Genomic DNA, 25,983 nt, shown 5'->3' with positions numbered 1-25,983 from the left:
GACTGCTCAGGTTAGCAGTCGGTTACGTTTTCGCCCAAAAGAGCAGTCCCTGGCCTGGAGAAACGCCCGAAGTGAGGCAGCATGACACGGGTGAGTCTTTCTGACCCGATCGAAGCGACCAGACGGCGATCATCCGCCCGTTCGGAGCGCATCTTCGACGGCTATCACAAGTCGGACGGTTACGCCCTGGCCTTCGACGAGATGTTCGACGCGCAAGGCAACGTTCGTGGCCCCTACAAGGGCATCTATGCCGAGCTGGCGCCCACCGACGCATCGGAGCTCAAAGCGCGAGCCGATGCGCTGGGCCGAGCGTTCATCGACCAGGGCATCACCTTTTCGCTGTCGGGTCAGGAGCGACCGTTTCCGCTGGACCTGGTGCCCCGGGTGATCTCGGCTGCCGAGTGGACGCGGCTGGAACGGGGCATCATTCAGCGCGTCCAGGCCCTCGAGCGCTACCTCGACGACATCTATGGTGACCAGGAAATCCTGCGCGACGGCGTGATCCCACGCCGGCTGGTGACCTCTTGTGAGCACTTCCATCGCGAGGCGGTGGGGATCGTTCCGCCCAACGGGGTGCGCATCCATGTGGCCGGCATCGACCTGATCCGCGACGACCGCGGCGACTTCCGGGTGCTGGAGGACAACCTGCGCTCGCCGTCGGGCGTGTCCTACGTGATGGAGAACCGGCGCACCATGGCGCGGGTTTTTCCGAACCTGTTCGCCACCCACCGGGTCCGCGCGGTCGACGACTATCCGGCGCACCTGCTGCGGGCTCTGCGCAACTCGGCGGCCACCAACGAGGCCGATCCCACGGTCGTGGTCCTGACCCCCGGGGTCTACAACCCGGCCTACTTCGAGCATTCGCTGCTGGCCCGCCAGATGGGCGTGGAGCTGGTCGAAGGCCGCGACCTGTTCTGCCGGGACAACCAGGTGTACATGCGCACCACCGAGGGGGAGCGCCAGGTCGACGTCATCTACCGGCGCATCGACGACGCATACCTGGACCCGCTGCAGTTCCGCGCCGACTCGGTGCTCGGGGTGGCGGGACTGGTCAACGCCGCCCGCGCCGGCAATGTCGTCATCTCCAGTTCGATCGGTAACGGTGTCGGCGACGACAAGCTCGTCTACACCTACGTGCCCGCCATGATCGAGTACTACCTGCGTGAGAAGCCGCTGCTGGCCAACGTGGAGACGTATCGGTGCTGGCTGGAGGACGAACGCGAGGAAGTTTTGGACCGGATCGGCGAATTGGTGCTCAAACCGGTCGAGGGCTCCGGCGGCTACGGCATCGTCTTCGGCCCGCAGGCCTCCGAGAAAGAGCTGGCCGCCGTCGGCAAGAAGATTCGCGACAATCCCCGCAGCTGGATCGCCCAGCCGATGATGGAGCTGTCGACGGTGCCGACCCGGATCGAGGGCTCGTTGGCGCCGCGCTACGTCGATCTGCGGCCGTTCGCGGTCAACGACGGCAATGACATCTGGGTGCTACCGGGCGGACTGACCCGGGTAGCTCTGGTAGAGGGCTCCCGCGTGGTCAACTCCAGTCAGGGCGGCGGATCCAAGGACACCTGGGTGCTGGCGCCGCGCGCTTCGGCCGCCGATCGTGAACTGGGCCGCGCGCAAGTGGTGCGGTCGCTGCCGCGGGTGGTGCCCGAGCAACCGCCGACCGACTCGCCGCGCAACGAACAATCCCAGCAACAGCAGAAAGCGACCGACTGATGCTCGCGCGCAACGCCGAAGCGCTCTATTGGATCGGCCGCTACGTCGAGCGCGCCGACGACACGGCGCGCATCCTGGATGTCGCGGTGCACCAACTGCTCGAGGACTCCAGCGTCGACCCCGACCACGCCTCCCGACTGCTGTTGCGGGTGCTCGGCATCGAACCCCCCGACCACGAACTCGACCTGTGGTCGCTGACGGACTTGGTGGCTTTCAGCACCACCGCCCAGGGCGGCTCGTCGATCGTCGCTGCGATCTCGGCGGCGCGGGAAAACGCCAAGTCGGCGCGCGAAGTCACCTCCATCGAGATCTGGGAGTGCCTCAACACCACCTACAATGCGCTGCCGGAACGCGAGCGAGCCGCCAAACGTCTTGGGCCACATGAATTCCTGTCGTTCATCGAAGGCCGCGCGGCGATGTTCGCCGGGCTCGCCGACTCGACGCTCTCCCGCGACGACGGCTACCGATTTATGTTGCTAGGCCGCGCCATCGAGCGGGTCGACATGACCGTGCGCCTGCTGTTGTCGCGGGTGGGTGACAGCGCCTCGTCCCCGGCGTGGGTCACCCTGCTGCGCTCGGCCGGCGCGCACGACACCTATCTGCGGACCTACCGCGGGGTGCTGGACGCCGGACGGGTCGTCGAGTTCATGATGCTCGACCGGTTGTTCCCGCGCTCGGTGTACTACTCGCTGCGGCTGGCCGAACACAACCTCGAGGAGTTGCTGCACAATCCGCAGAGCCGAATCGGGGCCACCACCGAAGCGCAGCGGCTGCTCGGGCAGGCGCGCAGTGAACTCGAGTTCGTGCAGCCCGGTGTCCTGCTCGAGTCCCTCGACAACCGGTTGGCGGGCCTGCAACGAACCTGCCGTGATGTCGGAGAAGCGTTGACCCTGCAGTACTTTCACGTATCACCGTGGGTGGCCTGGACCGATGCGGGGCAGCGTGGCCAACTGCTCGGCAGGCAAGGGGAATCCTGATGTGGCGGATGCGGGTGGTACACACCACCGGGTATGCATACCCGTCGCCGGTCACGGCGTCCTACAACGAGGCGCGGCTGACACCACGTTCCAACACCCGCCAAAACGTCATCCTCAACCGGGTCGAAACCGTCCCGGCCACCCGGTCCTACCGCTACATCGACTATTGGGGCACCGCGGTGACGGCCTTCGACCTGCACGCGCCGCACACGCAGCTGACGGTCACGTCGTCCTCGGTTGTCGAGACCGAGCGCCCGGAGCCGCCGACGGCCAAGACCAGCTGGGAGGAGCTGCACTCGGTGACCGTAATCGACCGGTTCGACGAGGTGCTGCGCCCCACCTGGTACACCCCGACCAGCAAACGCATCGCGGCCGTGGGCCGGCGGATCACCAAATATCACGACCCCGCCGAAGCCGTCGTTGCCGCATCCCGTTGGGCCCGAAGCGAATTGGAATACCTCCCAGGTACCACCGGCGTCTATTCGACGGGACTGGACGCGCTGGAGCAGGGCCGCGGCGTCTGCCAGGACTTTGTCCACCTGACGCTGATCCTGTTGCGCAGCATGGGGATTCCCGGACGCTACGTATCCGGCTATCTGCATCCCGAGCGAGACGCCGTGGCCGGAAAAACTGTCGCCGGACGTAGCCACGCCTGGATTCAGGCCTGGACGGGCGCGTGGTGGAACTACGATCCCACCCACGACACCGAGATCACCGAGCAGTACATCAGCGTGGGTGTCGGCCGCGACTACAGCGACGTGTCTCCGCTGAAGGGCATCTACTCCGGGCTGGGCGCAACCGACCTCGACGTCGACGTCGAGATCGCCCGGTTGGCTTAACCGTCCGGACCGGGATTTCCCGCCCAGCCAATGACCCCGGCAGTGCCGCCACCCCCGCCCTTGCCGGGCGTGCCGGCGCCGAAGCCGTGCCCGCCGGCGCCGCCGTTGCCGCCGTTGCCGATGAAGAAGGCGTCCCCGCCGTTCCCGCCTTGGCCACCGGCCACGCTGTTGATGTTGCCGGCACCGCCGGCCCCGCCGTCGCCGGCGCTGCCGATCAGCCAGGCGCCCGCCCCGCCCTGACCCCCGTAGCCGCCGCCGGAGCCACCGTGTCCGCCCACCCCGCCGAGGCCGAAGAGCACGGCGGCGCCGCCGGTCCCGCCGGCGCCGCCGGATGGGAAAAGGGCATAGTTGCCGGTGCCGCCGTTGCCGCCGGCGCCGCCGAACCCGAAAATCGTCGCCGCCCGGCCGCCGTCCCCGCCCTGGCCGCCGAACACGGTGCCGCCATCGCCGCCCACGCCGCCGGCCCCGCCGCTGCCGATCGCGTAGCCGGCGGAACCGCCGTTCCCGGCGGCTCCGCCGGTGGCGCCGCCGTTGCCGCCGCCACCGCCGATGCCGCCGTTGCCGAAAAGCGCTCCGCCACTGCCGCCGTCGCCGCCCAGCCCGCCTTGGCCACTGAGGTTGAAAGTGTTGTCGCCGCCCTGGCCCCCGGCCCCGCCGCTGCCGAATAGCCAGGCATCGCCGCCGAACCCGCCCATGCCGCCGATGGTGGTCGCAGCCACCCCGGCGCCGCCGGTTCCGCCCGCACCACCGTTGCCGTAGAGCAGGCCGCCCAAACCGCCGTTGCCGCCGCTGCCCGCGAACCCGGTGCCGACGGCCGCGCCGCCGGTGCCCCCGGCGCCGCCGCCGCCGATCAGGAAGGCGTTGCCACCCAGCCCGCCGCTGCCTCCCGTGCCGCCGGTGCCGCCGGTGCCGCCGTTCCCGATGAGGCCGGCGGCCCCGCCGTTTCCGCCGGCCACTCCGGCCAGCGTGCTGTCGCCACCCCGGCCGCCGTTGCCGTAGAGCAATCCGCCCGGCCCGCCGGGCTGACCTATTCCGCCGACGGTCCCGCCGTCGGCGCCGTTGCCGATCCATGGGCGACCAAACAGCGCCAGGGCTGGTGCGTTGATCAGGTCGAGAAGGTTCTGGGCGCTGGCGGCCTCGGCATCGGCGTAGGCCGCACCGCCGGCGGACAGGGCCTGCACCAGCTGGTCGTGAAACGCCGCCATCTGGGTGCTGATGCCCTGATAGCCCTGGGCCTGCGCCCCGAAGAACGCCGCGACGGCCGCTGACACCTGGTCGGCGGCGGCCGCCGGAACGCCGGCCGTCACGGCCGCTGCATTCACGTTGGCCTGGCTGATCGTCGAACCGATTCCGGCCAGCTCGGTGGTCGCCGCAGCGATTGCCGCCGGACCTGCGATCACATACGACATGCCGCACCCCTGAGATCGAGCGAGATCAAGACCACTGGTCGGGGACTGGATCCTATCGCGATATGAGCCCAAGTCCGTGCATTACGGACACGCTATCGCCGCGGGTGCACCTCGACTCGGTGCAGGTCGTCGCCGAGCTCGATCGTTCCGCTGAACTCGGTCGCGGCCAAAGCCCGCCACTGGTCCTCCTGCCCTGCGATGATGGCCGGCACGTAGTGCGTCATCACCAAGGTCCCCACCCCGGCGCGGTTGGCGGTCGCCGCAGCCTCCTGCACCGACGAGTGGTAGTCGCAGACGTCTTTGACCCGCTGCTGCGGAACATGCGCCAGGATGTCCTTTCGAATAACGGTGTGCACCAAGGCGTCTGCGCCGGCGGCCAGCTCGTCCAGGCTGGCGCACGGCACGGTGTCGCCAGCCAGCACCACCGAAACACCGCCGGATTCGATCCGGAACCCGATCGTCGGCGCCACCGGCCGGTGATCGGTGGGCGCCACCCGAATCGTCACACCCTCGCGGTCCCATACGGTGCCTTCTGTGTATTCGTGGACCTCGACCGGCGGCGGTGCGTCGAGATCGGCGTGGTGGGCGATGCGGTAGCCGATGTCGTGCCCGAAGGCCCGCAGCGTCGCCGCCACCACCTCGGCGGTGCCCGGCGGCCCGATGATCTGCAGCGGCGGGGCAGCAGGAGCGAAGTTGGTGACCCAGTTGGTGATGATCACGTCGCCGAGCTCGGCGATGTGGTCGCTGTGCAGATGGGTGATCAGCAGGGCCGACAAGCCGGCCGCGCCCACGCCGACGGCGGCCGCGCGCTGCAGAACACCGCGCCCGCAATCGATCAAGAACACCTGTCCGTCGGCCCGCACCAAGGTGGCCGGCCCGGCGCGGTTCGGATCGGGAATGGGGCTGCCGGTGCCAAGCAAGGTGATCTCGATCATGGCCACATCCTTACCAGCCGGGACCGTGCGCGGCGGCGCAACCCGGCGATTCGCGCGGCGGGCCACGTCGTGTAGGGGTGGCGGCTTTCCCGCCGCGCAAGTTAGCCGTAGCCTGGTGTGAATCGGGTCACTACCGGCGGGAGGCCTCAATGCGGATCGCGGACGTCTTGCGGAACAAGGGGGCGGCGGTGGTGACGATCAATCCCGACGCGACAGTGCGGGAACTGCTTGCCGGTCTGGCTGAGCAGAACATCGGCGCGATGGTGGTGGTCGGCGCGGAAGGGGTGGTCGGCATCGTGTCGGAACGCGACGTGGTACGCCAGTTGCACACCCACGGCGCCAGCGTGTTGTCTCGTCCGGTCTCCAAGATCATGACCAGCGCCGTGGCCACCTGCACGAAATCGGACACGGTAGACAGCCTGAGCGTGCTGATGACCAACAATCGGGTGCGCCACGTACCGGTGCTGGACGGGAAAAAGCTCATCGGCATCGTCAGCATCGGTGATGTGGTGAAGACCCGGATGCAGGAACTCGAGGCCGAACAGCAGCAGCTGCAGTCCTACATCACGCAGGGCTAGTCAGGCCGCCGGCCTGAGACTTCAGCCAGCGGAACACCACGGCGAAAAATCGCGTGGATTTTCGCCGTGGCGTTACGGTCGCGAGCTGGTCTTAACGCCAGGCGTATTCGGTGCGCAGCCGGGCGGCGACCACATCGAAGGTGTCGCGGGGCAGGATCGCCCCTTCCCGGCGGATGCTTTCCTCCGGCACGTCGAGCACCCGGTCCAGCCGGACCCAGCTCTGCTTACCCTCGTAATCCCAATCACCGGAACCGATTCCGACCCAGTCGCGATCGGCGGCGCGGTCTTCCCGGACGGACAGCATGAGCCCCAGCAACACATTGCGGTTACGGCCGACGACAAGCACCGGCCGGTCCTTGCCGCGGGTCGGGTCGTCTTCGTAGACCACCCACGTCCACACGATTTCCCCCGGGCCGGCCCGGCCATCGAGGTCAGGGGCGTAGACCAGCCTGCGCGCCCGCTGTGCGGTGGGAAAGCTGGTGCTGGTCACCGGGCGGCCGGCGGCGATCTCCTGGGGTGGCGGCGGGAGGCCCATCGCCATGATGTTTGCGGTGATTTTCACCGCACGCTGAAGCTCCTGCAGCACGGCCTGCGAATTCTGTAGTTGACGCACTGCCTTGGGAGCCTCGTTGAACACCAGGTTCCCTAAATTCTCGGTGAAGCGCTGGAACGTCTTCCACTGTGACTTCCGGGCGGACGCCATGTTGGCAGCATAGTCGCGCGCGGGAACGCGCGATTGTGTCCCGGAGCACCTGCCTGGATACCCTGGACATACCCACGAACCGCCCAGCTGGCAGGCTCACGACCGTCCACCAGGAGACTCCCATCAGCAGTTTCGCCGACAAGACCTTCACGCCGCCGGCACAGATTCGCAACTTCTGCATCATCGCTCACATCGACCACGGCAAGTCGACGCTGGCCGACCGGATGCTGCAGTTGACCGGGGTGGTCGACGAGCGTTCGATGCGGGCGCAATACCTGGACCGGATGGACATCGAGCGGGAACGCGGCATCACCATCAAGGCCCAGAACGTGCGGCTGCCCTGGCAGGTGACCGGCGGCACGGACGCCGGGAAAGAATTTGTGCTGCACCTGATCGACACGCCCGGCCACGTCGACTTCACCTACGAGGTGTCGCGGGCGCTGGAGGCGTGCGAGGGTGCGGTGCTGCTGGTCGACGCCGCGCAGGGCATCGAGGCGCAGACGCTGGCCAACCTGTATCTGGCCCTGGACCGCGACCTGCACATCATTCCGGTGCTGAACAAGATCGACCTGCCGGCCGCCGACCCGGACCGCTACGCGGGCGAGATCGCCCACATCATCGGCTGCGAGCCGCACGACGTGCTGCGGGTGTCCGGCAAGACGGGCGAGGGCGTGGCACAGCTGCTCGACGAGGTGGTCCGGCAGGTGCCGCCGCCTCGGGGCGACGCCGACGCACCCACTCGCGCAATGATTTTCGACTCCGTCTACGACATCTACCGCGGTGTGGTGACCTACGTCCGGGTGGTCGACGGCAAGATCACCCCGCGAGAGCGCATCGCCATGATGTCCACCGGAGCCACCCACGAGCTGCTCGAGGTCGGCATCGTCTCGCCCGAGCCGAAGCCCTGCGAGGGCCTCGGTGTGGGCGAGGTGGGATATCTGATCACCGGCGTCAAGGACGTGCGCCAGTCCAAGGTCGGCGACACCGTGACGACGGTCCGCAACGGCGCCAAGGAGGCGCTGACCGGCTACCGCGAGCCCAAGCCGATGGTCTACTCGGGGCTGTATCCCGTCGACGGTTCGGACTACCCCAATCTGCGCGATGCCCTGGACAAGCTGCGGCTCAACGACGCGGCGCTGACCTATGAGCCGGAAACATCGGTGGCGCTGGGTTTCGGGTTCCGGTGTGGCTTCCTGGGTTTGCTGCACATGGAGATCACCCGCGAGCGTCTGGAGCGCGAGTTCGATCTGGACCTGATCTCCACCTCGCCCAACGTCGTCTACCGAGTGCTCAAAGAGGATGGCTCCGAGATCATCGTCACCAATCCGTCGGACTGGCCGGAGGGCAAGATCCGTACCGTCTACGAGCCCGTCGTGAAGACCACCATCATTGCGCCCAGCGAGTTCATCGGCACCATCATGGAACTGTGCCAGTCGCGCCGGGGGGAGCTGGGCGGCATGGATTACCTGTCGCCCGAACGAGTGGAGCTGCGCTACACAATGCCGTTGGGGGAGATCATCTTCGACTTCTTCGACGCACTGAAGTCGCGCACCCGCGGCTATGCCAGCCTCGATTACGAGGAGGCCGGGGAACAGGAAGCGCAACTGGTCAAGGTCGACATCTTGTTGCAGGGCGAGACCGTCGATGCGTTCAGCGCGATCGTGCACAAGGATTCGGCGTTCGCCTACGGCAACAAGATGACGACCAAGCTCAAGGAGCTGATCCCGCGTCAGCAGTTCGAAGTGCCGGTCCAGGCCGCCATCGGGTCGAAAATCATTGCACGCGAGAACATCCGCGCGATTCGCAAGGATGTGCTGTCGAAGTGCTATGGCGGTGACATCACTCGCAAGCGCAAACTGCTGGAAAAGCAGAAGGAAGGCAAGAAGCGGATGAAAACCATTGGACGGGTTGATGTGCCGCAGGAGGCGTTTGTCGCGGCGCTATCCACCGACACCGCGGGAGACAAGGGCAAGAAGTGACAAACCGGTGGTGCTTGGTGGCCGCCACGTTGTTGGCCGTGGTCTGTCGAGCGGGTGCACCGCAACGACCGGCGGCAATGCGGGACCGGCGCCGAACATCGTGCCGCATGCGCTGACGGGCCCAGTTATCAAGCACGCCATGATTGACGGCACCGCTTTGGCGATGTTGCTGAACCAGCCGTTCCAGACCGCCTATCGGCCCTGCCCGCCGACTGCCTAGGTGTCGTCCACATGATGCAGCAGGGTCCCTATCGCCGCGCGCCGGTCCAAAACACGGCCAGCGAAATGTGGGGCAGCTGACACCGGTCTCGCCCGCGAGCAGACGCGGAATCGCACGAATTCCGTCGGAATTGCGCGATTATGTGTCTGCTCGCCGCGAAACTCGCCCGACACCGCCTACATGGGCGCGTTGGCCGGCTGGAACATCCCCGACCCGTCGGCTTCTTCCTCGGCGCGGATCACGTGGACCACCGCGTTGATCAGCGCCAGATGGGTGAACGCCTGCGGGAAGTTGCCCAGCTGATGCCCGGTGCGCGGCTCGATCTCCTCGGCGTAGAGGTGCAACGGGCTGGCGTAGGACAGCAGCTTCTCGCACAGCCGTTTGGCCCGCGCCACTTCGCCGATCTCTACCAGCGCCGACACCAGCCAGAACGAGCAGATGGTGAACGTGCCTTCTTCACCGGACAGGCCGTCGTCGGTCTCGTGCACCCGATACCGCAGCACCAGGCCTTCCTCGGTCAGTTCATCGGCGATGGCCAGCACCGTGTTGCGCACCCGCGGGTCGTCGGGTGGCAGGAACCGGGTCAGCACCGCCAGCAGCAGCGACGCGTCGAGGGCGTCGCTGCCGTAGCGCTGGGTCAGCACGCCGCGGGAGTCCACGCCGTGCTCGAGGATGTCGGCCTTGATCTCCTCGGCGATCTGGCGCCATTGCTGGGCATAGCTTTTTTCGCCCTGCCGCGCGGCCAGCTTGGCGCCGCGATCCAGCGCCACCCAGCACATCACCTTCGACGAGGTGAAGTGCTGCGGTTCCCCGCGCACTTCCCAGATGCCGCGGTCGGGTTCGCGCCAGTGCTTGATCGCCTCCTCGACCTGGCGCTTGAGCACCGGCCACAACGTCTCCGGGACCTGCTCACGCGATTTGGCGTGCAGGTAGAACGAGTCCAGAATCGAGCCCCAAATGTCATGCTGCTGCTGGTTGTAGGCGCCGTTGCCGATCCGGACCGGACGCGCGTAGTCGTAGCCGGACAGGTGGTGCAGTTCCTCTTCGACCAGGCTGCGCTCGCCGCCCACGCCGTACATCACTTGCAGCGGATGGCGCTCGTTGTTGTTGGCGCCGGACACGTCGGCGATGAAGGCGAAGAAGTCGTCGGCTTCGCGGTCCAGTCCCAGGGTGTAGAGCCCCCACAATGCGAACGTCGAGTCGCGGACCCAGGCGTAGCGGTAATCCCAGTTGCGTTCGCCGTGCGGTGTTTCCGGCAGCGACGTGGTGCTGGCGGCCAGCAGCGCGCCGGTGGGCGAGTACGTCAACCCTTTCAGCGTGAGCGCGCTGCGTTGCAGGTATGCCCGCCACGGATGGTCGGGGAAATTACCGATGTTGATCCACTGCCGCCAGCACTCGGTGGTTTGCCACATCTTCTGTGCGGCCTCTTCGTAGGTCTGCGGCGCCGGATGCTTGGTCCAGCTCAGGGCGACGAATACGTCGTCGCCTTCCTTCATCCGGGTGCGGGCGCGCGCTTCGCGGCCCTCCAGCCCGATCCGCAGGTTTGTGGTCAGCTGCAGCGTCGGGTGGGTGTCGGGTTGATGGCTGGCCCGGGCGATCGCCTCACCGTACGCGTTGGCCGAGTATTCCCAGGTGGCGCCGAGACGGTGGTAGTCGAACGCCGGCTCGCAACTCATCATCAGCTCGACCGTGCCGCTGACGCAGCGCACCGTGCGCAGCAGGATGTGCTCGGCGTCCCAGTCCATCGGCGTGCGTCGGTGGGTGCGCGATCGTCGTTCGATGTCGTGCCACGGCCCCATCACCAACGCGTCGCGCACGATCAGCCAGCCGGTGTGGGTCTGCCACGTGGTCTCCATGATCAGGCTGCCGGGCAGATAACGGCGTGCCGAGGGCACCGAAACGCCGTAAGGGCCCAGCCGGAAATGGCCCGCGCTGCGGTCCAGGATCGCGCCGAACACGCTGGGGGAGTCCGGCCGGGGCACACACATCCACTCCACCGATCCCGCCGGCGAGATCAGGCAGGTCGTCTCCCAGTCGGACAGGAAGGCGTAATCGGCAATGGGTGGAAACGGATTGCGCAGCGATGAGCTGGATGTGAAAGTGCCCTTCGCGTCGGACTTGACGGACGGGACGGGTGCTGCCTGGAACGCTGGAATGTCGGTGACGTGAGAGACCTGGGCGGCTTCAGCGACCTCGGCGGCCTCGTCTGCGGGTTCGGCGTGCAGGACCATGCGGTCATCATCAACTGTCGACCTACTTCGCGTCCACCACTTCGGCTGCCCTGTTATCCAGGTGAGGCGATGTAGCCGCCGCGCCGCGCGTAGTCCGGCGCGCGCTCGGATAGCGCACCGATCGAGACCAGATAGCCGAGCACCCGCCGTAGCGGCCGTGACCTGCCCACCGGCTGGACGGCCAGCGGCGGCGCCGGGTCGGCGCCGGTCATTGCGACCGCGACCACACGGGCATGGATGGCCCGTTGTAGCGCTTGTGGAGACGCGGTTAGTGCTCACCGGCGCGCCGGTACCCGCGCCGGCCGGCGGGTCGACACCGAGGACCCGTCGTCGCCGCCTAGCAGCCCGGTCACCTCGCTGCTGCGCAGCAACCGAAAAGTGCGCTCCGTCTGCGCGGCAGTGGCCAGTGACTCCAGCAGATCCCGCTGCGGCACCAAAGCGATGTGCTGATGGGGGCTGGGCAGCCGGGTCAGGTCCACCTCGACCGGTTGGCCCTGCAACTCCATCGGGATGGTGTCGCTCAGGCGATGTGGGATCCGGGCGAACCGCGACCCAACCCCAGTTCGTCGAGCAGCCGCAAGGTGCCGGCATGCAAGGCACCGCGGAAGTCGCGCAGGAGGTCGGCGTGCATTTCCATCACCGTGACGTCAACGCCGGCGCGGGCCAACGACAAACCGAGCATCATGGCTGCCGGCCCACCGCCGGCGACCAGACACGTGGTTTCGTCCGACTGCTGGAGCACGCCTGATCTTGTGCGGATCGTGGCACGTTGGATTCGGTTGCCGCGCCGAATAGGGTGTGTTCAGTGAACGGATTCCTGAATTGGTGGGACGGCGTCGAGCTGTGGCTTTCCGGTCTTCCGTTCGCGCTGCAGGCGTTGGCGGTGATGCCGGTGGTGCTGGGCCTGGCATACATCACCGCGGCGGTACTCGATGCCCTGCTCGGCAAGGGCATCAAAGTGATGCGGCGAATCCGCCACTCCGACGAAGCACCCGAGTAAGCCGATGCCGCGGTCGCACGTCACCCTGGTCCTGGTCGCGCTCGTGGTGCTGGTGATCGCCATGTGGTTGCTGACGCGGTAACGGCCGCGCGCTCGACATGGGACTGCGGCCGATTCTGTTAGGCTTCCCGGCATGCACGCGGTAGCCGATCGCCCCGGGCGCGCTCATGGCGCGCCCGGCTGTGTGGTTGCGGCTGTGGCGATCTGCGCCGCCGTCGACGTGCACTGTTGTCGCTGACTCCCGCCCGTGCGCGGTCTGGCATGGAGTTGGTGAAGCTCTCCAGTTAGTGACCGATCGCCTTCCGCAGCCACGGGACCGACGCTTACCACTCCCGCACCCCGGAAGGCCACCAATGCCACAGACGCCGAAGACCCCGTGGCGGCATGCCGTTGCCCGCCCGGTGGTGCTCGCGCTGGTCGTCGGTGTCGTCGCGGCGTGTCACGGTGGTCCCAGCGACGTCGTCGGCGGCGGCGGGCCCACCGGCGCGCACACCAGCATCACCCTGGTCGCTTACTCCGCCCCGGAACCCGGCTGGCGCACGGTGATCCCGGCGTTCAACGCCTCCGAGGAAGGCAGGGACGTGCAGGTGATCACGTCATACGGGGCCTCCGGTGACCAGTCCCGCGGTGTCGTCGACGGCAAGCCGGCCGATCTGGTGAATTTCTCCGTCGAACCCGACATCACCCGCTTGGTCAAGGCCGGCAAGGTTTCCAAGGACTGGAATGCCGACGCCACCAAGGGCATTGCCTTCGGGTCGGTGGTGACGCTGGTGGTACGCGCCGGCAATCCCAAGAACATCAAGGATTGGGACGACCTGTTGCGCCCCGGCGTGGAGGTCATCACGCCCAGCCCACTGAGTTCGGGTTCGGCCAAATGGAACCTGCTCGCTCCCTATGCGGTCAAGAGTGAGGGCGGCCGGAACACCCAAGCGGGGATCGACTACGTCAGCACCCTGGTGCGCGAACACGTCAAATTGCGTCCCGGATCGGGACGGGAAGCCACCGATGTCTTTGTCCAGGGCAGCGGCGATGTGCTGATCAGCTACGAGAATGAGGCCATCGCCACCGAACGGCAGGGTAAGGCGGTCCAGCGCATCATCCCATCGCAGACGTTCAAGATCGAAAATCCGCTGGCGGTGGTCACCAGTAGTTCCCACCTTGCCGCCGCGACGGCATTCAAGAACTTCCAGTACACCGCGGCCGCGCAGAAACTGTGGGCGCAGTCCGGGTTCCGGCCCGTCGATCCCGCGGTGGCCGCCGACTTTCGCGGGCAGTTTCCGGTGCCGGCGAAACTGTGGACAATCGCCGATCTGGGCGGCTGGGACGTAGTGGATCCGCAGCTGTTCGACAAGGGCACCGGCAGCATCACCAAGATCTATATGCAGGCCACCGGATGACCGCACCGACCCCGCCGGTTTCAGAGCCGGATTCACAGCCGGATCCACCGGCCGACCGGGTCCTGCTCGCCGACGACAGCGTTCCAGGCCGCCGCGGTCCCGGCCGGTGGGGCAGCACGTCACTGCGGGTCGGAGTTTCGGTGGTGTGGTTGTCGATCATCGTGCTGCTGCCGTTGGCCGCCATCGCCTGGCAAGCTTCGGGCGGCGGCTGGCAGGCGTTCTGGTTGTCGGTCACGTCACGCGCCGCGCTGGACTCACTGCGGGTGACGCTGACCATTTCCGCGGGGATCACTCTCGTCAACACGGTGTTCGGCCTGCTGATCGCCTGGGTGCTGGTGCGCGACGACTTCGTCGGCAAACGGCTCGTCGATGCGATCATCGATCTTCCCTTCGCGCTGCCAACCATCGTGGCCAGCCTGGTGATGCTCGCCCTTTACGGCCCCACCAGTCCGGTGGGTCTTCAGTTGCAGCACACCGCCTGGGGGGTGGGCGTGGCACTGGCGTTTGTCACCTTGCCGTTCGTGGTGCGCGCCGTTCAGCCGGTGCTGCTGGAAGTCGATCTTGAGGCCGAGGAGGCGGCGGCGTCGCTGGGTGCCTCCGGTCCCAAGATCTTCACCTCCGTGGTGTTGCCGTCGCTGCTGCCGGCGTTGTTGTCCGGTGCGGGCCTTGCGTTTTCGCGGGCCATCGGGGAATACGGCTCGGTCGTGCTGATCGGTGGCGCGGTGCCGGGCAAGACCGAGGTGTCGTCCCAGTGGATCCGCACCTTGATCGAGAACGACGACCGGACCGGCGCCGCCGCGATATCCATTGTGCTGTTGACGATTTCCTTTGTGGTGTTGCTGCTGTTGCGCGTCGTCGGTACGCGTGCGGCCCGGCGGGACGAGATGGTCGCATGACGCCCTCGGCCGGCGTCCGTTACCTGCTCCGATCCATCGCGCTCGGATATGTCACGGTGCTGCTGGTGGTTCCGGTGGCGGTGATCCTCTGGCGGACCTTCGAACCGGGCCTCGGCCAGTTCTACGCCTGGATCAGTACGCCGGCGGCGATATCGGCACTGAATCTGTCCCTCCTGGTGGTGGGTATCGTGGTGCCGTTGAACGTGCTGTTCGGGATCCCGACTGCATTGATGCTCGCCCGCAACCGATTTCGGGGCAAGGGTGTAGTACAGGCGATCATCGACCTGCCGTTCGCGGTCTCACCGGTCATCGTGGGTGTGGCGTTGATCCTGCTGTGGGGATCCGCCGGTGCGCTGGGCTTCGTCGAGAAGGACCTGGGGCTGAAGATCATCTTCGGCCTGCCCGGCATTGTCCTCGCCAGCATGTTCGTCACGCTGCCGTTCGTGGTGCGCGAAGTCGAACCGGTGTTGCACGAGTTGGGCACCGACCAGGAGCAGGCGGCCGCGACGCTGGGTTCCGGTTGGTGGCAGACATTTTGGCGGATCACGCTGCCGTCCATCCGGTGGGGCCTGACCTACGGGATCGTGTTGACCGTTGCCCGCACGCTCGGCGAATACGGTGCGGTCCTGATCGTGTCGTCGAACCTACCGGGCACGTCCCAAACGCTGACGTTGCTGGTCTCGGACCGCTACAACCGTGGCGCCGAGTACGGGGCCTACGCGCTGTCGACCCTGCTGATGGCCGTCGCGGTGGTGGTGTTGATCGTTCAGGTGGCACTGGACGCCCGCCGGGCACGAGCGGCCGGCCAGGCCTGAAGAGGAGACGCTGAGATGACCACAGCCATGACGAAGGGTCGCAACGGCTACGCCATCGTTGTGCGCAACGCCGCCAAGCGCTATGGCGATTTCGTTGCCCTGGACCACGTGGACTTCGTGGTGCCCGCCGGTTCGCTGACCGCGTTGCTGGGCCCCAGCGGCTCCGGGAAATCGACGCTGTTGCGCACCATCGCGGGCCTTGACCGACCGGACGCCGGCTCCGTCACGATCAACGGGCGCGACGTGACCGGGGTGCCGCCGCAGCGGCGGGGCATCGGATTCGTCTTTCAGCACTACGCCGCCTTCAAGCACCTGACGGTTCGCGACAACGTCGCCTACGGGTTGAAGATCCGCAAGCGGCCCCGGGCCGAGATCAAGGAAAAGGTCGACCACCTGCTGGAGGTGGTGGGCCTGAGCGGATTTCACGGCCGCTATCCCAATCAGCTCTCCGGTGGCCAGCGTCAGCGGATGGCACTGGCCCGCGCGCTGGCCGTCGACCCGGAGGTGTTGCTGCTCGACGAACCGTTCGGTGCCCTGGACGCCAAAGTCCGTGAGGACCTTCGCAGTTGGCTGCGCCGCCTGCACGACGAGGTACACGTCACCACGGTGCTGGTCACCCATGACCAGGCCGAGGCCCTGGATGTGGCCGATCGGATCGCCGTGCTCAACAAGGGCCGTATCGAACAGGTCGGATCTCCGACCGACGTCTACGACGCCCCGGCGAACGCGTTCGTCATGTCCTTCCTGGGGGCGGTTTCCATGCTCAACGGCGCCTTGGTCCGCCCGCATGACATCCGAGTCGGCCGGACTCCGGAGATGGCCGTTGCCGCCGCCGACGGTACCGCGGAGTCCACCGGTGTCGCCCGCGCCACCGTGAACCGGGTGGTGGTGCTGGGCTTCGAGGTTCGCGTCGAGTTGACCAGTGCGGCAACCGGAGGCGCCTTCACGGCCCAGATCACCCGCGGTGACGCCGAGGCGCTGGCCCTACGGGAGGGCGACACCGTCTACGTGCGCGCCACCCGGGTCCCGCCCATTCCCCACGACATCGCGGGTCCAGGCGATGACGGCGTCGGCGGGGCCGAGACGGATCAGGCCGCGCTGACGTCGGTGTGATCCCCGGTCGATTCGCCTACGCCAAAGGCCGCGGGCCGGCATGCTTCGGGGGCGGAAAGTCCAGCCCGGCCTTACCGCAAAATCCGGGCTAATGCATGCCCAGGACAAGTGCCAGTGCCACCGTCACGAACAGCAGCACAAAAAGCGCGACGGCGACAAGGCTGACCAGCACCGTGGGGGTGACTCGTCGCCGGGGCCGCGGTTGCGGGTCCGACAATCCCGAAGTTTGCGCCGAGTCCGGCGGCGTGGCGCCGGGCGTGACACCTCCACCCGGTTCGAGCGCCGGGGTTGTCGCGGGATCGGGATCAGGGGGCAATGCGGTCATGGGCTTCCTGGCCTCCGTCGCGGCTCGGTGTGGTTTCTGGCAACCCCGTGACTGTGGGGTACCCCGTTGAAGCGAGGTCACCCAATCCGCGCCGCACCTGGCGAGCTGCGAGTTGGCGGTCTGAGCGCTCCATCGGTGTCGGCGAGCACCTGTGAGTCTTGCCGTCGTGCGGCCCGTTTCAGGCGATGGGCAAGCGCCAACCGTGGGAAACCTCACACACCGTCTGCCGTTGCGCCCGAAAGCGCCGGCGCCTCACCGGATTGCCCTGCCATCGGTACCCTCACGAATCTCCATGGACCCCAAGGTGATCCGCGCCGGGAGCTAGACGGCCGCGGTGCGACAGAGGATCGCGAAACTGGCGCGTGCTTCGCCGGCGCTCGCCGGCGACAGGTGCGACAGCCACAGCACGCGGCGCTGAGCGATCTAATTAGATGTACTATCGGTCGGTCGGATCTGGGGCGTAACGCCTCGCCATGCCGGTCAACATACGCAACGGCAACGGCGCCGGTTGAGTCCGCAGCAAAGGAGTGATCGATGAACGGGATAGTGGCTTCGGGTGTCCGCAGCACAGTGACGACTATTGCGGTGGCTGCGGCGCTTGTCGTAATGCCCGTGGCGGGTGCGACGGTTCCGGCGAACGCAATGCCCGGCTCGGGTAGCACGTTCGCCTCGCCGGTTCTGCTCGACGATCCCAGCCCTGGCGATCCCTCCGACGGGGACGCTCCCACCAGCCCAAATGATCCGCGATGCATCCAGATGCCGTTGTCCCCGATATGCCACGGTGGCCCGTACTATCAGGGTCCCCCCACCGGCCCCGACGATCCGCAGTGCGCCCGGATGCCCGGCGATGGGGTGTGCGCCGGGGGTCCGTATGCTCCCAAGCCCATGGATCCCGTGGCCCCACCGATCGTTGCCGCCCCACCGCCGGAGGCCCCGCACGTCGACGCGCCACAGCTGCCCGAGGCCCCGCACATCGATGCACCACAGATGCCCGAGATGCACTTCCCGTCGGAACCCGGTCACATTTAGCGGGCAATGCTTTCGGCCGCGATTGCGGCTGCGACGCACCCGGCGCCGACGCAGACCGCCAGGTGCTCCCACTGCCGGCCGGTCTGGCGCCGAATCCCCCTGAGCGCCAGCGCCTTCGGCGCACGAATCAGGGGCCGGCGGCCTGGCGGCTGAACCCAAGCGCCCGCGACCGATTCCAGCCCTGCGGCGCGCTGGTGTCTGCAGCGTTGCCCGGCGTCAGGCGGCGATGCGCTCCGCCACCGCCTGATCGAAACGATCCAGCACCGTCTCGGCAACCAGGTGGTGTGCACCCAAAGGCGCTGTCATGGGGATGCCGGCGCCATGCGCGTAGGTGTGCACCCGGTCGGTCAACACCCCCGGCGCCAGAAACCACGACGCGATCCGGCGGCCGCCGCGGCCGAGCAGCTGGTCGACGGCAGCGGGGGAGCGACGACGGCGTCAGCCGGACATTCGCCGAGCACCTCGACCAGGCTTGGCGGATTCTGCTCACAAAACGCCACCCGTACGTCAAGGCCCGGCCGCAGGCGAGCCAGGCGGCCCGCCACCGCCCGCGCATTGGCCGCCGACCGGGGATCCGGGCTGCCGTGCGCCGTCAGCACGAGTGCCGTCACGAGGCGTGCAGCCCGCATTCGGTTTTGGCCAGCCCTTGCCACCGGCCGCTGCGCGGGTCGGCGCCGTCGGCCGGTTTGGCTGTGCATGGGGCGCAGCCGATCGACGGATAGCCATCGTACACAAGGGGATTCACCAGCACGTCGTGTTCGGTGATGTAGTCCTGCATATCCTGGTCGGTCCAGGCCGCCAGCGGATTTACCTTCACCAGTTTGAACGCTTCGTCGAAGCTGATCAGCGGGGCGTTGGCGCGGGTCGGTGCCTCGACTCGGCGCAGTCCGGTCACCCAGGCCGAATAGCCGCGCAGAGTCTTGCTCAGCGGGACGACTTTACGTAGCCGGCAGCACTCGCCCGGGTTCCGGGCGAACAGGTCCTTGCCCAGCAATTCGTCTTGTTCGGCGACCGTGTGCTCGGGCCTGAGGTTGAGCACCCGTACGTCATAGACGGATTCGATCGCATCGCGGGTGCCGATGGTTTCCGCGAAGTGGTAGCCGGTGTCCAGGAAAATCACCGGCACGCCCGGTCGCACCTTGGCGGCCAGATCGACCAGCACGGCGTCGGCCATGTTGGAGGCGACCACGTAGTTGCAGGTCGCCCAGCCGCGCGGTCCGTTGACGCCGCCGAAGGTTTCATCGGTCCACCGCAGCAGGTCGGTGGCGCTGGCGCCGTCGAGTTCGGCCGCAGCGCGCGCCGCCAACTCCCGTAGCTCCGGTTCCGTCGGTTTGGTTGCCGGAGAGGTCATCGCAGGTCGTCCTCCTCGGCCCGAATCGCCCACTGCGCGAAGCGTTCGCCGTCGGCCCGATGTTTGATGAAGTTGCGCACCACCCGCTCGATGTAATCGCCCAGCTCGCCGCTGGTGACCTTGTGCTGACGCAGTTTGCGGCCGAAACCACTGTCCAGTCCGAGGCTTCCGCCCAGATGCACCTGGAAGCCCTCCACCGAGCCGCCATGACCGTCGTCGACCATCTGCCCCTTGAACCCGATGTCGGCGACTTGGATTCGCGCACAGGAGTTCGGACAACCGTTGATATTGACCGTGATCGGTACGTCAAGCTGGGAATTGACGTCCTCCAAACGCCGCTCCAGCTCGGGCGCCAATGACTGTGCCCGCACCCGGGTTTCGGCGAAGGACAGTTTGCAGAACTCAATTCCGCTGCAGGCCATCAGATTTCGACGCCAACGTGATGGGTTGGATTGCAGGCCCAGCGCCTCCAGGCCGGCGATCGTCTCGTCGAGCACGGCGTCGGGTATGTCGAGGATGACCAGCTTCTGGTACGGCGTGAACCGGATCCGGTCCGACCCGGCCCGCTCGGCCAGCTCCGCCACCGCCGACAATATGGTGCCGGATACCCGTCCGGCGATAGGCGCAACCCCGACGGCGTTGCGGCCGTTCTTGAGCCGTTGCACCCCGACGTGGTCTATCGGATGCTTGATCGGCTCGGGGGCGGGGCCGTCGATGAGGGGACGCTTGAGGTATTCGGTTCAGAGCACCTGTCGGAATTTCTCGATACCCCAGTCCTTGATCAGGAACTTGAGCCGCGCCTTGGAGCGCAGCCTGCGGTAGCCGTAGTCACGGAATACCGACGTCACCGCGGCCCACACCTCGGGCACCTCCTGAAGGGGAACCCAGGCACCGAGCCGTTGGGCCAGCATCGGGTTGGTCGATAGCCCGCCGCCGACCCAGAGGTCCAGTCCCGGCCCGTGTTCGGGATGGTTGACGCCGACGAACGCGACATCGTTGATTTCGTGCGCGACGTCCTGCAGACCCGAGATGGCGGTCTTGTACTTGCGCGGCAAGTCGGCGAAGTCGGGCTGGCCGATGTAGCGGCGCACGATTTCGTCGATCGCCCACGTCGGGTCGAGCACCTCGTCCAGCGATTCACCCGCCAGCGGCGAACCCAAGATCACGCGCGGACAGTCACCGCAGGCTTCGGCGGTCTGGAGCCCGACCGCGTCCAGCCGCCGCCAGATCTCCGGGACGTTTTCCACTTCAATCCAGTGGTATTGGATGTTCTCCCGATCGGAGATGTCGGCGGTGTCCCTGGCGAACTGGGTCGAAATCTGGCCCAGCGTGCGCAGCGCCGCCGCCGAGATCGCGCCGCCGTCGCAGCGAACCCGCATCATGAAGTACTTGGCCTCGAGCTTCTCGATGTTCTCGTCGCCGGTCCAGGTGCCGTCGTAGCCCTGCTCACGTTGGGTGTACAGGCCCCACCACCGGAACCGCCCGCGCAGGTCGTCCTTGTCGATACTGTCGAATCCGCCTTGGGCGTAGATGTTTTCGATACGTTGCCGGACATCGAGCGGGTTGCCGGCCTTCTTCATCTCCTCATTGGCGTTGAGCGGCTCCCGATCTCCCAGCGCCCATTGGCCCTCATTGCGGGGCCTGACGGGACGGGTTGTGGTCATTGGGCCGTTCTCCTTCACAAACATTGCCGACCTTGGCGCGCGGAAACCACCGATTCGTACGGGGAGGCGCAGATCCGGTGGCCAGCTGGAGGGACAGGTGGGCTGGGTCTACGACATCAAGGCCGACAGCAACAGCTGCAGACGCGCTTGAGGTCGATGTGCCGACGCATTACCAGCGCAAGATGCGGGGTCGAATGGGCGACGGTCACGCCGACATTCTGCCATGGCCCGCTGCCGGCCGCGCGACCAGGTCCGATTTGTTCTCACCGTGAGCAAAACAAGGGCACGAGCCCCGGGTGATCGGGGAGGCGCGTGGCTGCTGGTGCCCTGGTCGCGAGGTCGACCAGGCGATCGCCACCAAAACGTTATTTGGCCGCTATAGAAACTATTGCACTAAGAAAATATTGTCGCCTTCGTTTCCGGGTTACGAGCTCCTTGCTCCTAACCCGCCGACGATCCGTCGTTGCTAGCAGCGTGACAGGGGAAGCCTTAGGTGAGCAATGTGGTCTAGGTCCAAATGTGTTGCCCGTCGGGCCCATACATTCGCCGGCCAGGGTTCAGTGGCAACGCCGGGTGCCCAAGACGGCGTACCGGTGCCAAGAGTCAGCCGGTATACGGCTGCGGCCGGTGCCGCTCGCTCGGCCAGGCCCAACCATCGCTGGCTCGACGTGGTTGCGGTGGCCGTCGTCGCGGCGTTGGGTGGGCTGGTTTTCGGCGGTTGGGTGCTGTTTCAGCAGCACCAGAAGGATGACGCTGCCAAGGAGGCACTCGCCGCGGCGCAGAACTACGTCCTCAAGCTGACCAACCTTGATTCGGAAGCAGTCGACGCCCGTTTCGCCGACATCATGGACGGCTCGACCGGTGAATTCAACGACTCCTACCGCAAATCCAGTCAGCAGTTCCGCCAGGAGATGGTCCAACGCCAGGTTCATACGCGCGGCTCTGTGGTGGCGGCGGCGGTGAAGTCGGCTACGCCGGACAAGGTTGTCGTCTTGATGTTCGTCGACGAATCGATAAGTAACCGAGACAGTTCGCGGTCTCAACTCGACCACGTCCGCATCAAGGTGACGATGGTGAAGCTCAACGGTCGTTGGATGGCGAGAAAGGTGCAGCTGCTATGAGTTTCGGGACACCGACGATGTGCGCCGGTCGCAGCGCCGGCGCGGTCGGGCGGAGAGTCTTCGCCGTGGCGGCCGCCGCGGGCGCCGCGTGGATGTTGGGGCCCGCCGTGTCGCCGGGCAGCTCGCATGCCGATAGCGTCAATTGGGAAGCCATCGCGCAATGTGAGTCCGGCGGCAATTGGGCGGCCGACACCGGCAACGGTTTTTACGGTGGTTTGCAGATCAGCCAGCCGACGTGGCAAGGCAACGGCGGCTCCGGGTTGCCGTCGGCCGCCAGTCCCGACGGGCAGATCGATGTGGGGGAGCGAATCATGACGACTCAGGGGCCAGGCGCATGGCCAAGGTGCAGCTCATGTAGCCGTGGCGACGGCCCGGTAGGTTCCCTGACGCACATCCTGACAGCCCTGATGGCGGCAAACGGGGGTTGTACGGGTAACACCGACGACTGAGCTGGGCCCGACCCGGCACGGCGGCGAGCCATAACCAGTCGTTCGGCGCGACTTCCCAAATTGGCGGAACTCCCGCGTCGGACTGGTCACGCAGTCAATAATCGCCGGTACCGGACGCTCGGCGGTGGACAGCGATGGTGCCGTCGGGTGGCCTAACTCGTGACGAGCCCTCGGGAGGTATGGGTGTCTTTTGTGACGACGGTGCCCGAGCTTGTGGATGCGGCGGCAACAGATTTCGCAAGAATCGGTTCGGCAATCAACGCGGCGGCCCAGGCCGCGGCTATCCCCACCACGTCGGTGTTGAGCGCCGGTTCCGATGAGGTGTCGGCGGGCATCGCGGCGGTGTTCGGAGCACATGGGCGGGCATATCAGGCGCTTGCCGCCCACGTCTCGGCATTTCATGACCAGTTCGTCCAGAATCTCGCCGCGAGCGCGGGCTCCTATGCCAGCGCCGAGGCCGCCAATGCCGCACCGAGCTTGCTGAATGCGATCAACGCGCCCAGCTTGGCGCTGCTGGGCCGTCCCCTGATCGGCAACGGCGCCGATGGAGCTCCCGGGACCGGGGCAAATGGCGGGCCCGGCGGGATATTGATCGGCAATGGCGGTGCGGGCGGTTCTGGTGGCACCGGCCAAAACGGCGGAAATGGCGGGCCCGCCGGGTTATTCGGCAACGGTGGCGCGGGCGGCAACGGCGGATTGGGTGTGACCACAAACGGTGGCAAGGGCGGGGCCGGCGGTGCCGGCGGGTTGTTTGGCTCCGGGGGTGCGGGTGGTAACGGCGGGCTCTCAATAATTTTCGACGGCGGCGTGGGCGGCGCGGGCGGTGCCGCGGGACTGTTCGGCGGCGGCGGTGCCGGCGGCTCCGGCGGGTTCTCCGGACAGGCTAACGGCGGCGGCGGCGGTGCTGGTGGATCCGGAGGATTTCTGGGTGCCGGAGGTGTCGGCGGGGCAGGTGGTTTCGGAGGACTCAGTGGTGGGCAGGGCGGGGGCGGCGGTAGCGCCGGGTTGCTCGGCGGCCTCGGCGGGTTCGGCGGCGGTGGTGGCACAGGTCAAACCGTCAACGGTGGTGATGGTGGAGCCGGCGGGTCCGGCGGGCTGGTCGGCATCGGTGGCGACGGCGGTGTGGGCGGAGCCGGCGTGGGCAAAGCCGGGGTCGGCGGAACGGGCGGCAGTGCCGGCGTCCTGGGCGGGGTTGGTGGCGCCGGCGGAGCTGGCGGATTTGGAGATGTTGGCGGCAACGGTGGTGCCGGCGGGATGGGTGGGGCCGGGGGCCTGGTCGGCGTCGGCGGCCACGGCGGAGTCGGCGGATTAGCGAGCGGCTCAGCCGCCGGCGCGGGTGGAGCTGGCGGAGCCGGTGGCATCCTGGTCGGTGCCGGGGGCGCAGGTGGCGCGGGGGGAGGTGGCGGAGTCAACAACCCCCTCGGCTCCGGCGGCGGTGGCGGAGCCGGCGGCAACGCTGGACTTTTCGGCATCGGTGGGGTCGGCGGAATCGGCGGTCAGGGCTCACTTGACGGCGGCGCCGGCGGGTCGGGCGGAAACGGTGGCGCAGTAGGCGGCTTTGGCGGCGCTGGCGGCGCCGGCGGATTCGGCAACGTTGGCGGCGCCGGCGGGGCAGGTGGAGCCGGTGGGCTAATCGGTAACGGCGGAGCAGGTGGAGCCGGCGGGATTTCGTTGTCCAGCGCGCCCACCACCGGCGCGGCGGGCGGGGCCGGCGGCAGTGGCGGCATGATCGTCGGCTCCGGCGGAGCGGGCGGGCAGGGTGGCTTCACCTCGGTCGGCACCGGCGGAATCGGCGGGGCCGGCGGTAAGGCCGGGCTGATCGGCAACGGCGGCGCCGGTGGCGCCGGTGGCCAGGGCGCACCCGGCGCGACTGGGGGTGACGGCGGCCGCGGTGGCGACGCCGTCGTCATCGGCAACGGCGGCAACGGCGGTAACGGCGGCCTGGGCCCACCCAACGGTAACGGTGGCCTGGGCGGCGCCGGCGGGTCGTTGCTGGGCCAGCCGGGTCTGACGGGCACCGGGTAGGCGGTGCGGCGCACCGGCACGTGCGAAGATTTGGCATGACTCTTCGCGAGCGACCAGTCGAGCTACCTGGGATGCTGCGCAGTCCCGGGCAGCCGTTCGGGCTGTATGTGCATGTCCCGTTCTGCGTCACCCGATGCGGGTATTGCGACTTCAATACCTACACCCCTGCCGAGCTGGGCGGCGTCAACCCGGACGCCTGGTTGCTGGCTCTGGGTACTGAGCTGGAGCTGGCCGCCGCACGGCTCGACGCACCCACGCTGAACACGGTATTCGTCGGCGGCGGGACACCGTCGCTGCTCGGTGGTGAGCGCCTGACGAGGTTGCTCGGCATGGTTCGCGACTGTTTTGCGCTGGCGCCGGATGCTGAGATCACCACCGAGGCGAATCCCGAGTCAACCTGGCCGGAGTTCTTCGACGCGATCAGGGCAGCCGGGTACACGCGGGTATCGCTCGGCATGCAATCGGTGGCGCCGCGGGTGCTGGCCACCCTGGACCGGGTGCACTCGCCGGGCCGGGCCAGCGCCGCCGCGCGCGAGGCAATGGACGCAGGCTTCGAACACGTCAACCTCGACCTGATCTACGGCACCCCGGGGGAGTCCGACGATGATCTGCTGCGTTCGGTAGCGGCGGCGATCGACGCCGGCGTCGACCACGTTTCGGCCTACGCCCTGGTCGTCGAGGACGGAACGGCGCTGGCCCGGCGTGTGCGGCGCGGCGAGCTGAGCGCCCCGGACGGCGACGTGCTCGCCCATCGTTACGAGTTGGCCGACGCGCGGCTGACCGCGGCCGGGTTGAGGTGGTACGAGGTGTCCAACTGGGCCCGGCCGGGAGGCGAGTGCCGACACAACCTCGGGTATTGGGACGGTGGCCAGTGGTGGGGCGCCGGTCCCGGTGCACACGGTTACGTCGGCGCGACGCGATGGTGGAACGTCAAACATCCGAACGCCTACGCGGAGCTGGTTGCGGGTGCGACGCTGCCGGTGGCGGGCTTCGAGCAGCTCGGAGCCGACGCGTTGCACACCGAAGACGTGCTGCTGAAAATCCGGTTGCGTCAGGGATTGCCGATGAGTCGGCTCGATTCCGCCGAACGAGAGCGTGCCAAAGTGGTGCTGGCCGACGGGTTGCTGGCAACCGAGGGTGACCGGCTGGTCCTCACGGACCGGGGGCGATTGCTGGCCGACGCCGTGGTGCGCACGCTGCTGGGATGATCC

Annotated in this window: 24 protein-coding genes and 3 pseudogenes; 15 read left to right on the top strand and 12 right to left on the bottom strand. The window is 67.4% G+C overall.

The features are described 5' to 3' along the window. Positions 1-81: 81 nt before the first annotated feature. Genes MKAN_RS04885 through MKAN_RS04875 form a run of 3 tightly spaced genes read left to right on the top strand, consistent with a single transcriptional unit; the run spans position 82 to position 3,532 of the window. Positions 82-1,716, top strand: coding sequence for a circularly permuted type 2 ATP-grasp protein (locus MKAN_RS04885; RefSeq protein WP_023365757.1), 1,635 nt, complete (start codon positions 82-84; stop codon positions 1,714-1,716). Next, entirely contained in the window at positions 1,716-2,693 is a 978-nt protein-coding gene (locus MKAN_RS04880; protein ID WP_023365755.1) for an alpha-E domain-containing protein, read from the top strand. Before MKAN_RS04885 ends, MKAN_RS04880 begins: the two co-directional genes overlap by 1 nt. Next, entirely contained in the window at positions 2,693-3,532 is an 840-nt protein-coding gene (locus MKAN_RS04875) for a transglutaminase family protein (protein WP_023365753.1), read from the top strand. Before MKAN_RS04880 ends, MKAN_RS04875 begins: the two co-directional genes overlap by 1 nt. On the opposite strand, the gene MKAN_RS04870 is transcribed toward MKAN_RS04875, so the two are convergent. Continuing rightward, entirely contained in the window at positions 3,529-4,941 is a 1,413-nt protein-coding gene (locus MKAN_RS04870) for a PE family protein (protein WP_023365751.1), read from the bottom strand. The two genes, MKAN_RS04875 and MKAN_RS04870, sit on opposite strands and share 4 nt — an antisense overlap. Before the next feature lie 92 nt (positions 4,942-5,033). Further along, positions 5,034-5,876, bottom strand: a complete 843-nt coding sequence (locus MKAN_RS04865) for a ribonuclease Z (protein WP_036392994.1) — start codon at positions 5,874-5,876, stop codon at positions 5,034-5,036. A gap of 149 nt (positions 5,877-6,025) precedes the next feature. Between MKAN_RS04865 and MKAN_RS04860 the strand changes: the two genes are divergently transcribed. Continuing rightward, a complete protein-coding gene (locus MKAN_RS04860; protein ID WP_023365747.1) occupies positions 6,026-6,454 on the top strand; it encodes a CBS domain-containing protein in 429 nt (142 codons plus the stop codon). Between the two features lie 91 nt (positions 6,455-6,545). Here the strand turns inward: MKAN_RS04860 and MKAN_RS04855 are convergent, their stop codons facing one another. Beyond that, positions 6,546-7,157, bottom strand: a complete 612-nt coding sequence (locus tag MKAN_RS04855; RefSeq protein WP_023365745.1) for a type II toxin-antitoxin system PemK/MazF family toxin — start codon at positions 7,155-7,157, stop codon at positions 6,546-6,548. Here MKAN_RS04855 and lepA point away from each other — a divergent pair. Next, positions 7,136-9,136 carry a translation elongation factor 4 gene (gene lepA, locus MKAN_RS04850; protein WP_099184190.1) on the top strand — a complete coding sequence of 667 codons (2,001 nt, stop codon included), beginning with the start codon at positions 7,136-7,138 and terminating at the stop codon, positions 9,134-9,136. The two genes, MKAN_RS04855 and lepA, sit on opposite strands and share 22 nt — an antisense overlap. Before the next feature lie 396 nt (positions 9,137-9,532). Here lepA and MKAN_RS04840 read toward each other — a convergent pair whose 3' ends face one another. From MKAN_RS04840 to MKAN_RS29305, 3 genes and pseudogenes are all read right to left on the bottom strand, one after another. Continuing rightward, complete coding sequence (locus tag MKAN_RS04840) at positions 9,533-11,587, bottom strand: glycoside hydrolase family 15 protein (protein ID WP_023365739.1); 2,055 nt, start codon at positions 11,585-11,587, stop codon at positions 9,533-9,535. 53 nt (positions 11,588-11,640) lie between these two features. Then, positions 11,641-11,814 carry a hypothetical protein gene (locus tag MKAN_RS30290; RefSeq protein WP_155254700.1) on the bottom strand — a complete coding sequence of 58 codons (174 nt, stop codon included), beginning with the start codon at positions 11,812-11,814 and terminating at the stop codon, positions 11,641-11,643. A gap of 99 nt (positions 11,815-11,913) precedes the next feature. Continuing rightward, a pseudogene (locus tag MKAN_RS29305) lies at positions 11,914-12,272 on the bottom strand (FAD-dependent monooxygenase); the annotation flags it as partial. A gap of 111 nt (positions 12,273-12,383) precedes the next feature. On the opposite strand from MKAN_RS29305, the gene MKAN_RS04830 reads away from it, so the two are divergent. The 5 genes from MKAN_RS04830 (at position 12,384) to MKAN_RS04810 (ending at position 16,808) form a co-directional block, all read left to right on the top strand. Continuing rightward, positions 12,384-12,587, top strand: a complete 204-nt coding sequence (locus tag MKAN_RS04830; RefSeq protein ID WP_023365732.1) for a hypothetical protein — start codon at positions 12,384-12,386, stop codon at positions 12,585-12,587. A gap of 353 nt (positions 12,588-12,940) precedes the next feature. Continuing rightward, the gene (locus tag MKAN_RS04825; protein WP_023365730.1) at positions 12,941-13,984 is read left to right on the top strand and encodes a sulfate ABC transporter substrate-binding protein; all 1,044 of its coding nucleotides are present in this window, start codon (positions 12,941-12,943) and stop codon (positions 13,982-13,984) included. Beyond that, the gene (cysT, locus tag MKAN_RS04820; protein WP_023365728.1) at positions 13,981-14,880 is read left to right on the top strand and encodes a sulfate ABC transporter permease subunit CysT; all 900 of its coding nucleotides are present in this window, start codon (positions 13,981-13,983) and stop codon (positions 14,878-14,880) included. Before MKAN_RS04825 ends, cysT begins: the two co-directional genes overlap by 4 nt. Next, the gene (cysW, locus tag MKAN_RS04815) at positions 14,877-15,695 is read left to right on the top strand and encodes a sulfate ABC transporter permease subunit CysW (protein ID WP_023365726.1); all 819 of its coding nucleotides are present in this window, start codon (positions 14,877-14,879) and stop codon (positions 15,693-15,695) included. Before cysT ends, cysW begins: the two co-directional genes overlap by 4 nt. A gap of 27 nt (positions 15,696-15,722) precedes the next feature. Then, positions 15,723-16,808: a sulfate/molybdate ABC transporter ATP-binding protein gene (locus MKAN_RS04810; RefSeq protein ID WP_225722912.1), complete on the top strand. Its 1,086-nt coding sequence runs from the start codon at positions 15,723-15,725 to the stop codon at positions 16,806-16,808. An 88-nt stretch (positions 16,809-16,896) separates the two neighbouring features. Here MKAN_RS04810 and MKAN_RS04805 read toward each other — a convergent pair whose 3' ends face one another. Then, positions 16,897-17,133, bottom strand: coding sequence for a DUF6480 family protein (locus tag MKAN_RS04805; protein WP_023365722.1), 237 nt, complete (start codon positions 17,131-17,133; stop codon positions 16,897-16,899). A 534-nt stretch (positions 17,134-17,667) separates the two neighbouring features. Here MKAN_RS04805 and MKAN_RS04800 point away from each other — a divergent pair. Beyond that, positions 17,668-18,162, top strand: coding sequence for a hypothetical protein (locus MKAN_RS04800; RefSeq protein ID WP_129111689.1), 495 nt, complete (start codon positions 17,668-17,670; stop codon positions 18,160-18,162). Between the two features lie 216 nt (positions 18,163-18,378). Here the strand turns inward: MKAN_RS04800 and MKAN_RS33195 are convergent, their stop codons facing one another. The 5 genes and pseudogenes from MKAN_RS33195 to MKAN_RS32910 all read right to left on the bottom strand — a co-directional run bounded on the left by MKAN_RS33195 (position 18,379) and on the right by MKAN_RS32910 (position 21,347). After that, a complete protein-coding gene (locus MKAN_RS33195) occupies positions 18,379-18,516 on the bottom strand; it encodes a hypothetical protein (RefSeq protein WP_023365718.1) in 138 nt (45 codons plus the stop codon). 62 nt (positions 18,517-18,578) lie between these two features. Continuing rightward, positions 18,579-18,791, bottom strand: a pseudogene (locus MKAN_RS33190) (CbiX/SirB N-terminal domain-containing protein); the annotation flags it as partial. After that, positions 18,770-19,513, bottom strand: a complete 744-nt coding sequence (locus MKAN_RS04790; protein WP_023365714.1) for a phosphoadenylyl-sulfate reductase — start codon at positions 19,511-19,513, stop codon at positions 18,770-18,772. The gene MKAN_RS04790 and the pseudogene MKAN_RS33190, both read right to left, overlap by 22 nt. After that, a pseudogene (locus MKAN_RS04785) lies at positions 19,510-21,177 on the bottom strand (nitrite/sulfite reductase). The gene MKAN_RS04790 and the pseudogene MKAN_RS04785 overlap by 4 nt, the downstream one beginning before the upstream one ends. A 116-nt stretch (positions 21,178-21,293) precedes the next feature. Further along, positions 21,294-21,347 (bottom strand): Ms4527A family Cys-rich leader peptide, encoded by a 54-nt coding sequence (locus MKAN_RS32910; protein WP_364469835.1) that lies wholly within the window; start codon positions 21,345-21,347, stop codon positions 21,294-21,296. Positions 21,348-21,770: 423 nt separating this feature from the next. Between MKAN_RS32910 and MKAN_RS04780 the strand changes: the two genes are divergently transcribed. The 4 genes from MKAN_RS04780 to hemW all read left to right on the top strand — a co-directional run bounded on the left by MKAN_RS04780 (position 21,771) and on the right by hemW (position 25,980). Then, positions 21,771-22,298: a hypothetical protein gene (locus tag MKAN_RS04780; RefSeq protein ID WP_225722855.1), complete on the top strand. Its 528-nt coding sequence runs from the start codon at positions 21,771-21,773 to the stop codon at positions 22,296-22,298. Between the two features lie 92 nt (positions 22,299-22,390). After that, positions 22,391-22,747: a transglycosylase family protein gene (locus MKAN_RS04775; RefSeq protein WP_042313332.1), complete on the top strand. Its 357-nt coding sequence runs from the start codon at positions 22,391-22,393 to the stop codon at positions 22,745-22,747. A 183-nt stretch (positions 22,748-22,930) separates the two neighbouring features. Continuing rightward, the gene (locus MKAN_RS04770) at positions 22,931-24,772 is read left to right on the top strand and encodes a PE family protein (protein WP_036392622.1); all 1,842 of its coding nucleotides are present in this window, start codon (positions 22,931-22,933) and stop codon (positions 24,770-24,772) included. A gap of 35 nt (positions 24,773-24,807) precedes the next feature. After that, positions 24,808-25,980 carry a radical SAM family heme chaperone HemW gene (gene hemW / locus MKAN_RS04765; RefSeq protein WP_036392626.1) on the top strand — a complete coding sequence of 391 codons (1,173 nt, stop codon included), beginning with the start codon at positions 24,808-24,810 and terminating at the stop codon, positions 25,978-25,980. Positions 25,981-25,983 lie beyond the last annotated feature (3 nt).

It is taken from the genome of Mycobacterium kansasii ATCC 12478 (genome assembly GCF_000157895.3).
GTDB lineage: Bacteria > Actinomycetota > Actinomycetes > Mycobacteriales > Mycobacteriaceae > Mycobacterium > Mycobacterium kansasii.
The sequence above is the reverse complement of the archived record's forward strand: the minus strand, read 5'-3'. Positions and strand labels throughout refer to the sequence as shown.

Bases quoted from the DNA above. Each gene is read 5' to 3' on its own strand.
- MKAN_RS04885 (WP_023365757.1), top strand. From the start codon at position 82: ATGACACGGGTGAGTCTTTCTGACCCGATCGAAGCGACCAGACGGCGA.
- MKAN_RS04880 (WP_023365755.1), top strand. From the start codon at position 1,716: ATGCTCGCGCGCAACGCCGAAGCGCTCTATTGGATCGGCCGCTACGTC.
- MKAN_RS04875 (WP_023365753.1), top strand. From the start codon at position 2,693: ATGTGGCGGATGCGGGTGGTACACACCACCGGGTATGCATACCCGTCG.
- MKAN_RS04870 (WP_023365751.1), bottom strand. From the start codon at position 4,941: ATGTCGTATGTGATCGCAGGTCCGGCGGCAATCGCTGCGGCGACCACC.
- MKAN_RS04865 (WP_036392994.1), bottom strand. From the start codon at position 5,876: ATGATCGAGATCACCTTGCTTGGCACCGGCAGCCCCATTCCCGATCCG.
- MKAN_RS04860 (WP_023365747.1), top strand. From the start codon at position 6,026: ATGCGGATCGCGGACGTCTTGCGGAACAAGGGGGCGGCGGTGGTGACG.
- MKAN_RS04855 (WP_023365745.1), bottom strand. From the start codon at position 7,157: ATGGCGTCCGCCCGGAAGTCACAGTGGAAGACGTTCCAGCGCTTCACC.
- MKAN_RS04840 (WP_023365739.1), bottom strand. From the start codon at position 11,587: ATGGTCCTGCACGCCGAACCCGCAGACGAGGCCGCCGAGGTCGCTGAA.
- MKAN_RS04825 (WP_023365730.1), top strand. From the start codon at position 12,941: ATGCCACAGACGCCGAAGACCCCGTGGCGGCATGCCGTTGCCCGCCCG.
- cysT (WP_023365728.1), top strand. From the start codon at position 13,981: ATGACCGCACCGACCCCGCCGGTTTCAGAGCCGGATTCACAGCCGGAT.
- cysW (WP_023365726.1), top strand. From the start codon at position 14,877: ATGACGCCCTCGGCCGGCGTCCGTTACCTGCTCCGATCCATCGCGCTC.
- MKAN_RS04810 (WP_225722912.1), top strand. From the start codon at position 15,723: ATGACGAAGGGTCGCAACGGCTACGCCATCGTTGTGCGCAACGCCGCC.
- MKAN_RS04805 (WP_023365722.1), bottom strand. From the start codon at position 17,133: ATGACCGCATTGCCCCCTGATCCCGATCCCGCGACAACCCCGGCGCTC.
- MKAN_RS04800 (WP_129111689.1), top strand. From the start codon at position 17,668: ATGAACGGGATAGTGGCTTCGGGTGTCCGCAGCACAGTGACGACTATT.
- MKAN_RS04790 (WP_023365714.1), bottom strand. From the start codon at position 19,513: ATGACCTCTCCGGCAACCAAACCGACGGAACCGGAGCTACGGGAGTTG.
- MKAN_RS04775 (WP_042313332.1), top strand. From the start codon at position 22,391: ATGTTGGGGCCCGCCGTGTCGCCGGGCAGCTCGCATGCCGATAGCGTC.
- hemW (WP_036392626.1), top strand. From the start codon at position 24,808: ATGACTCTTCGCGAGCGACCAGTCGAGCTACCTGGGATGCTGCGCAGT.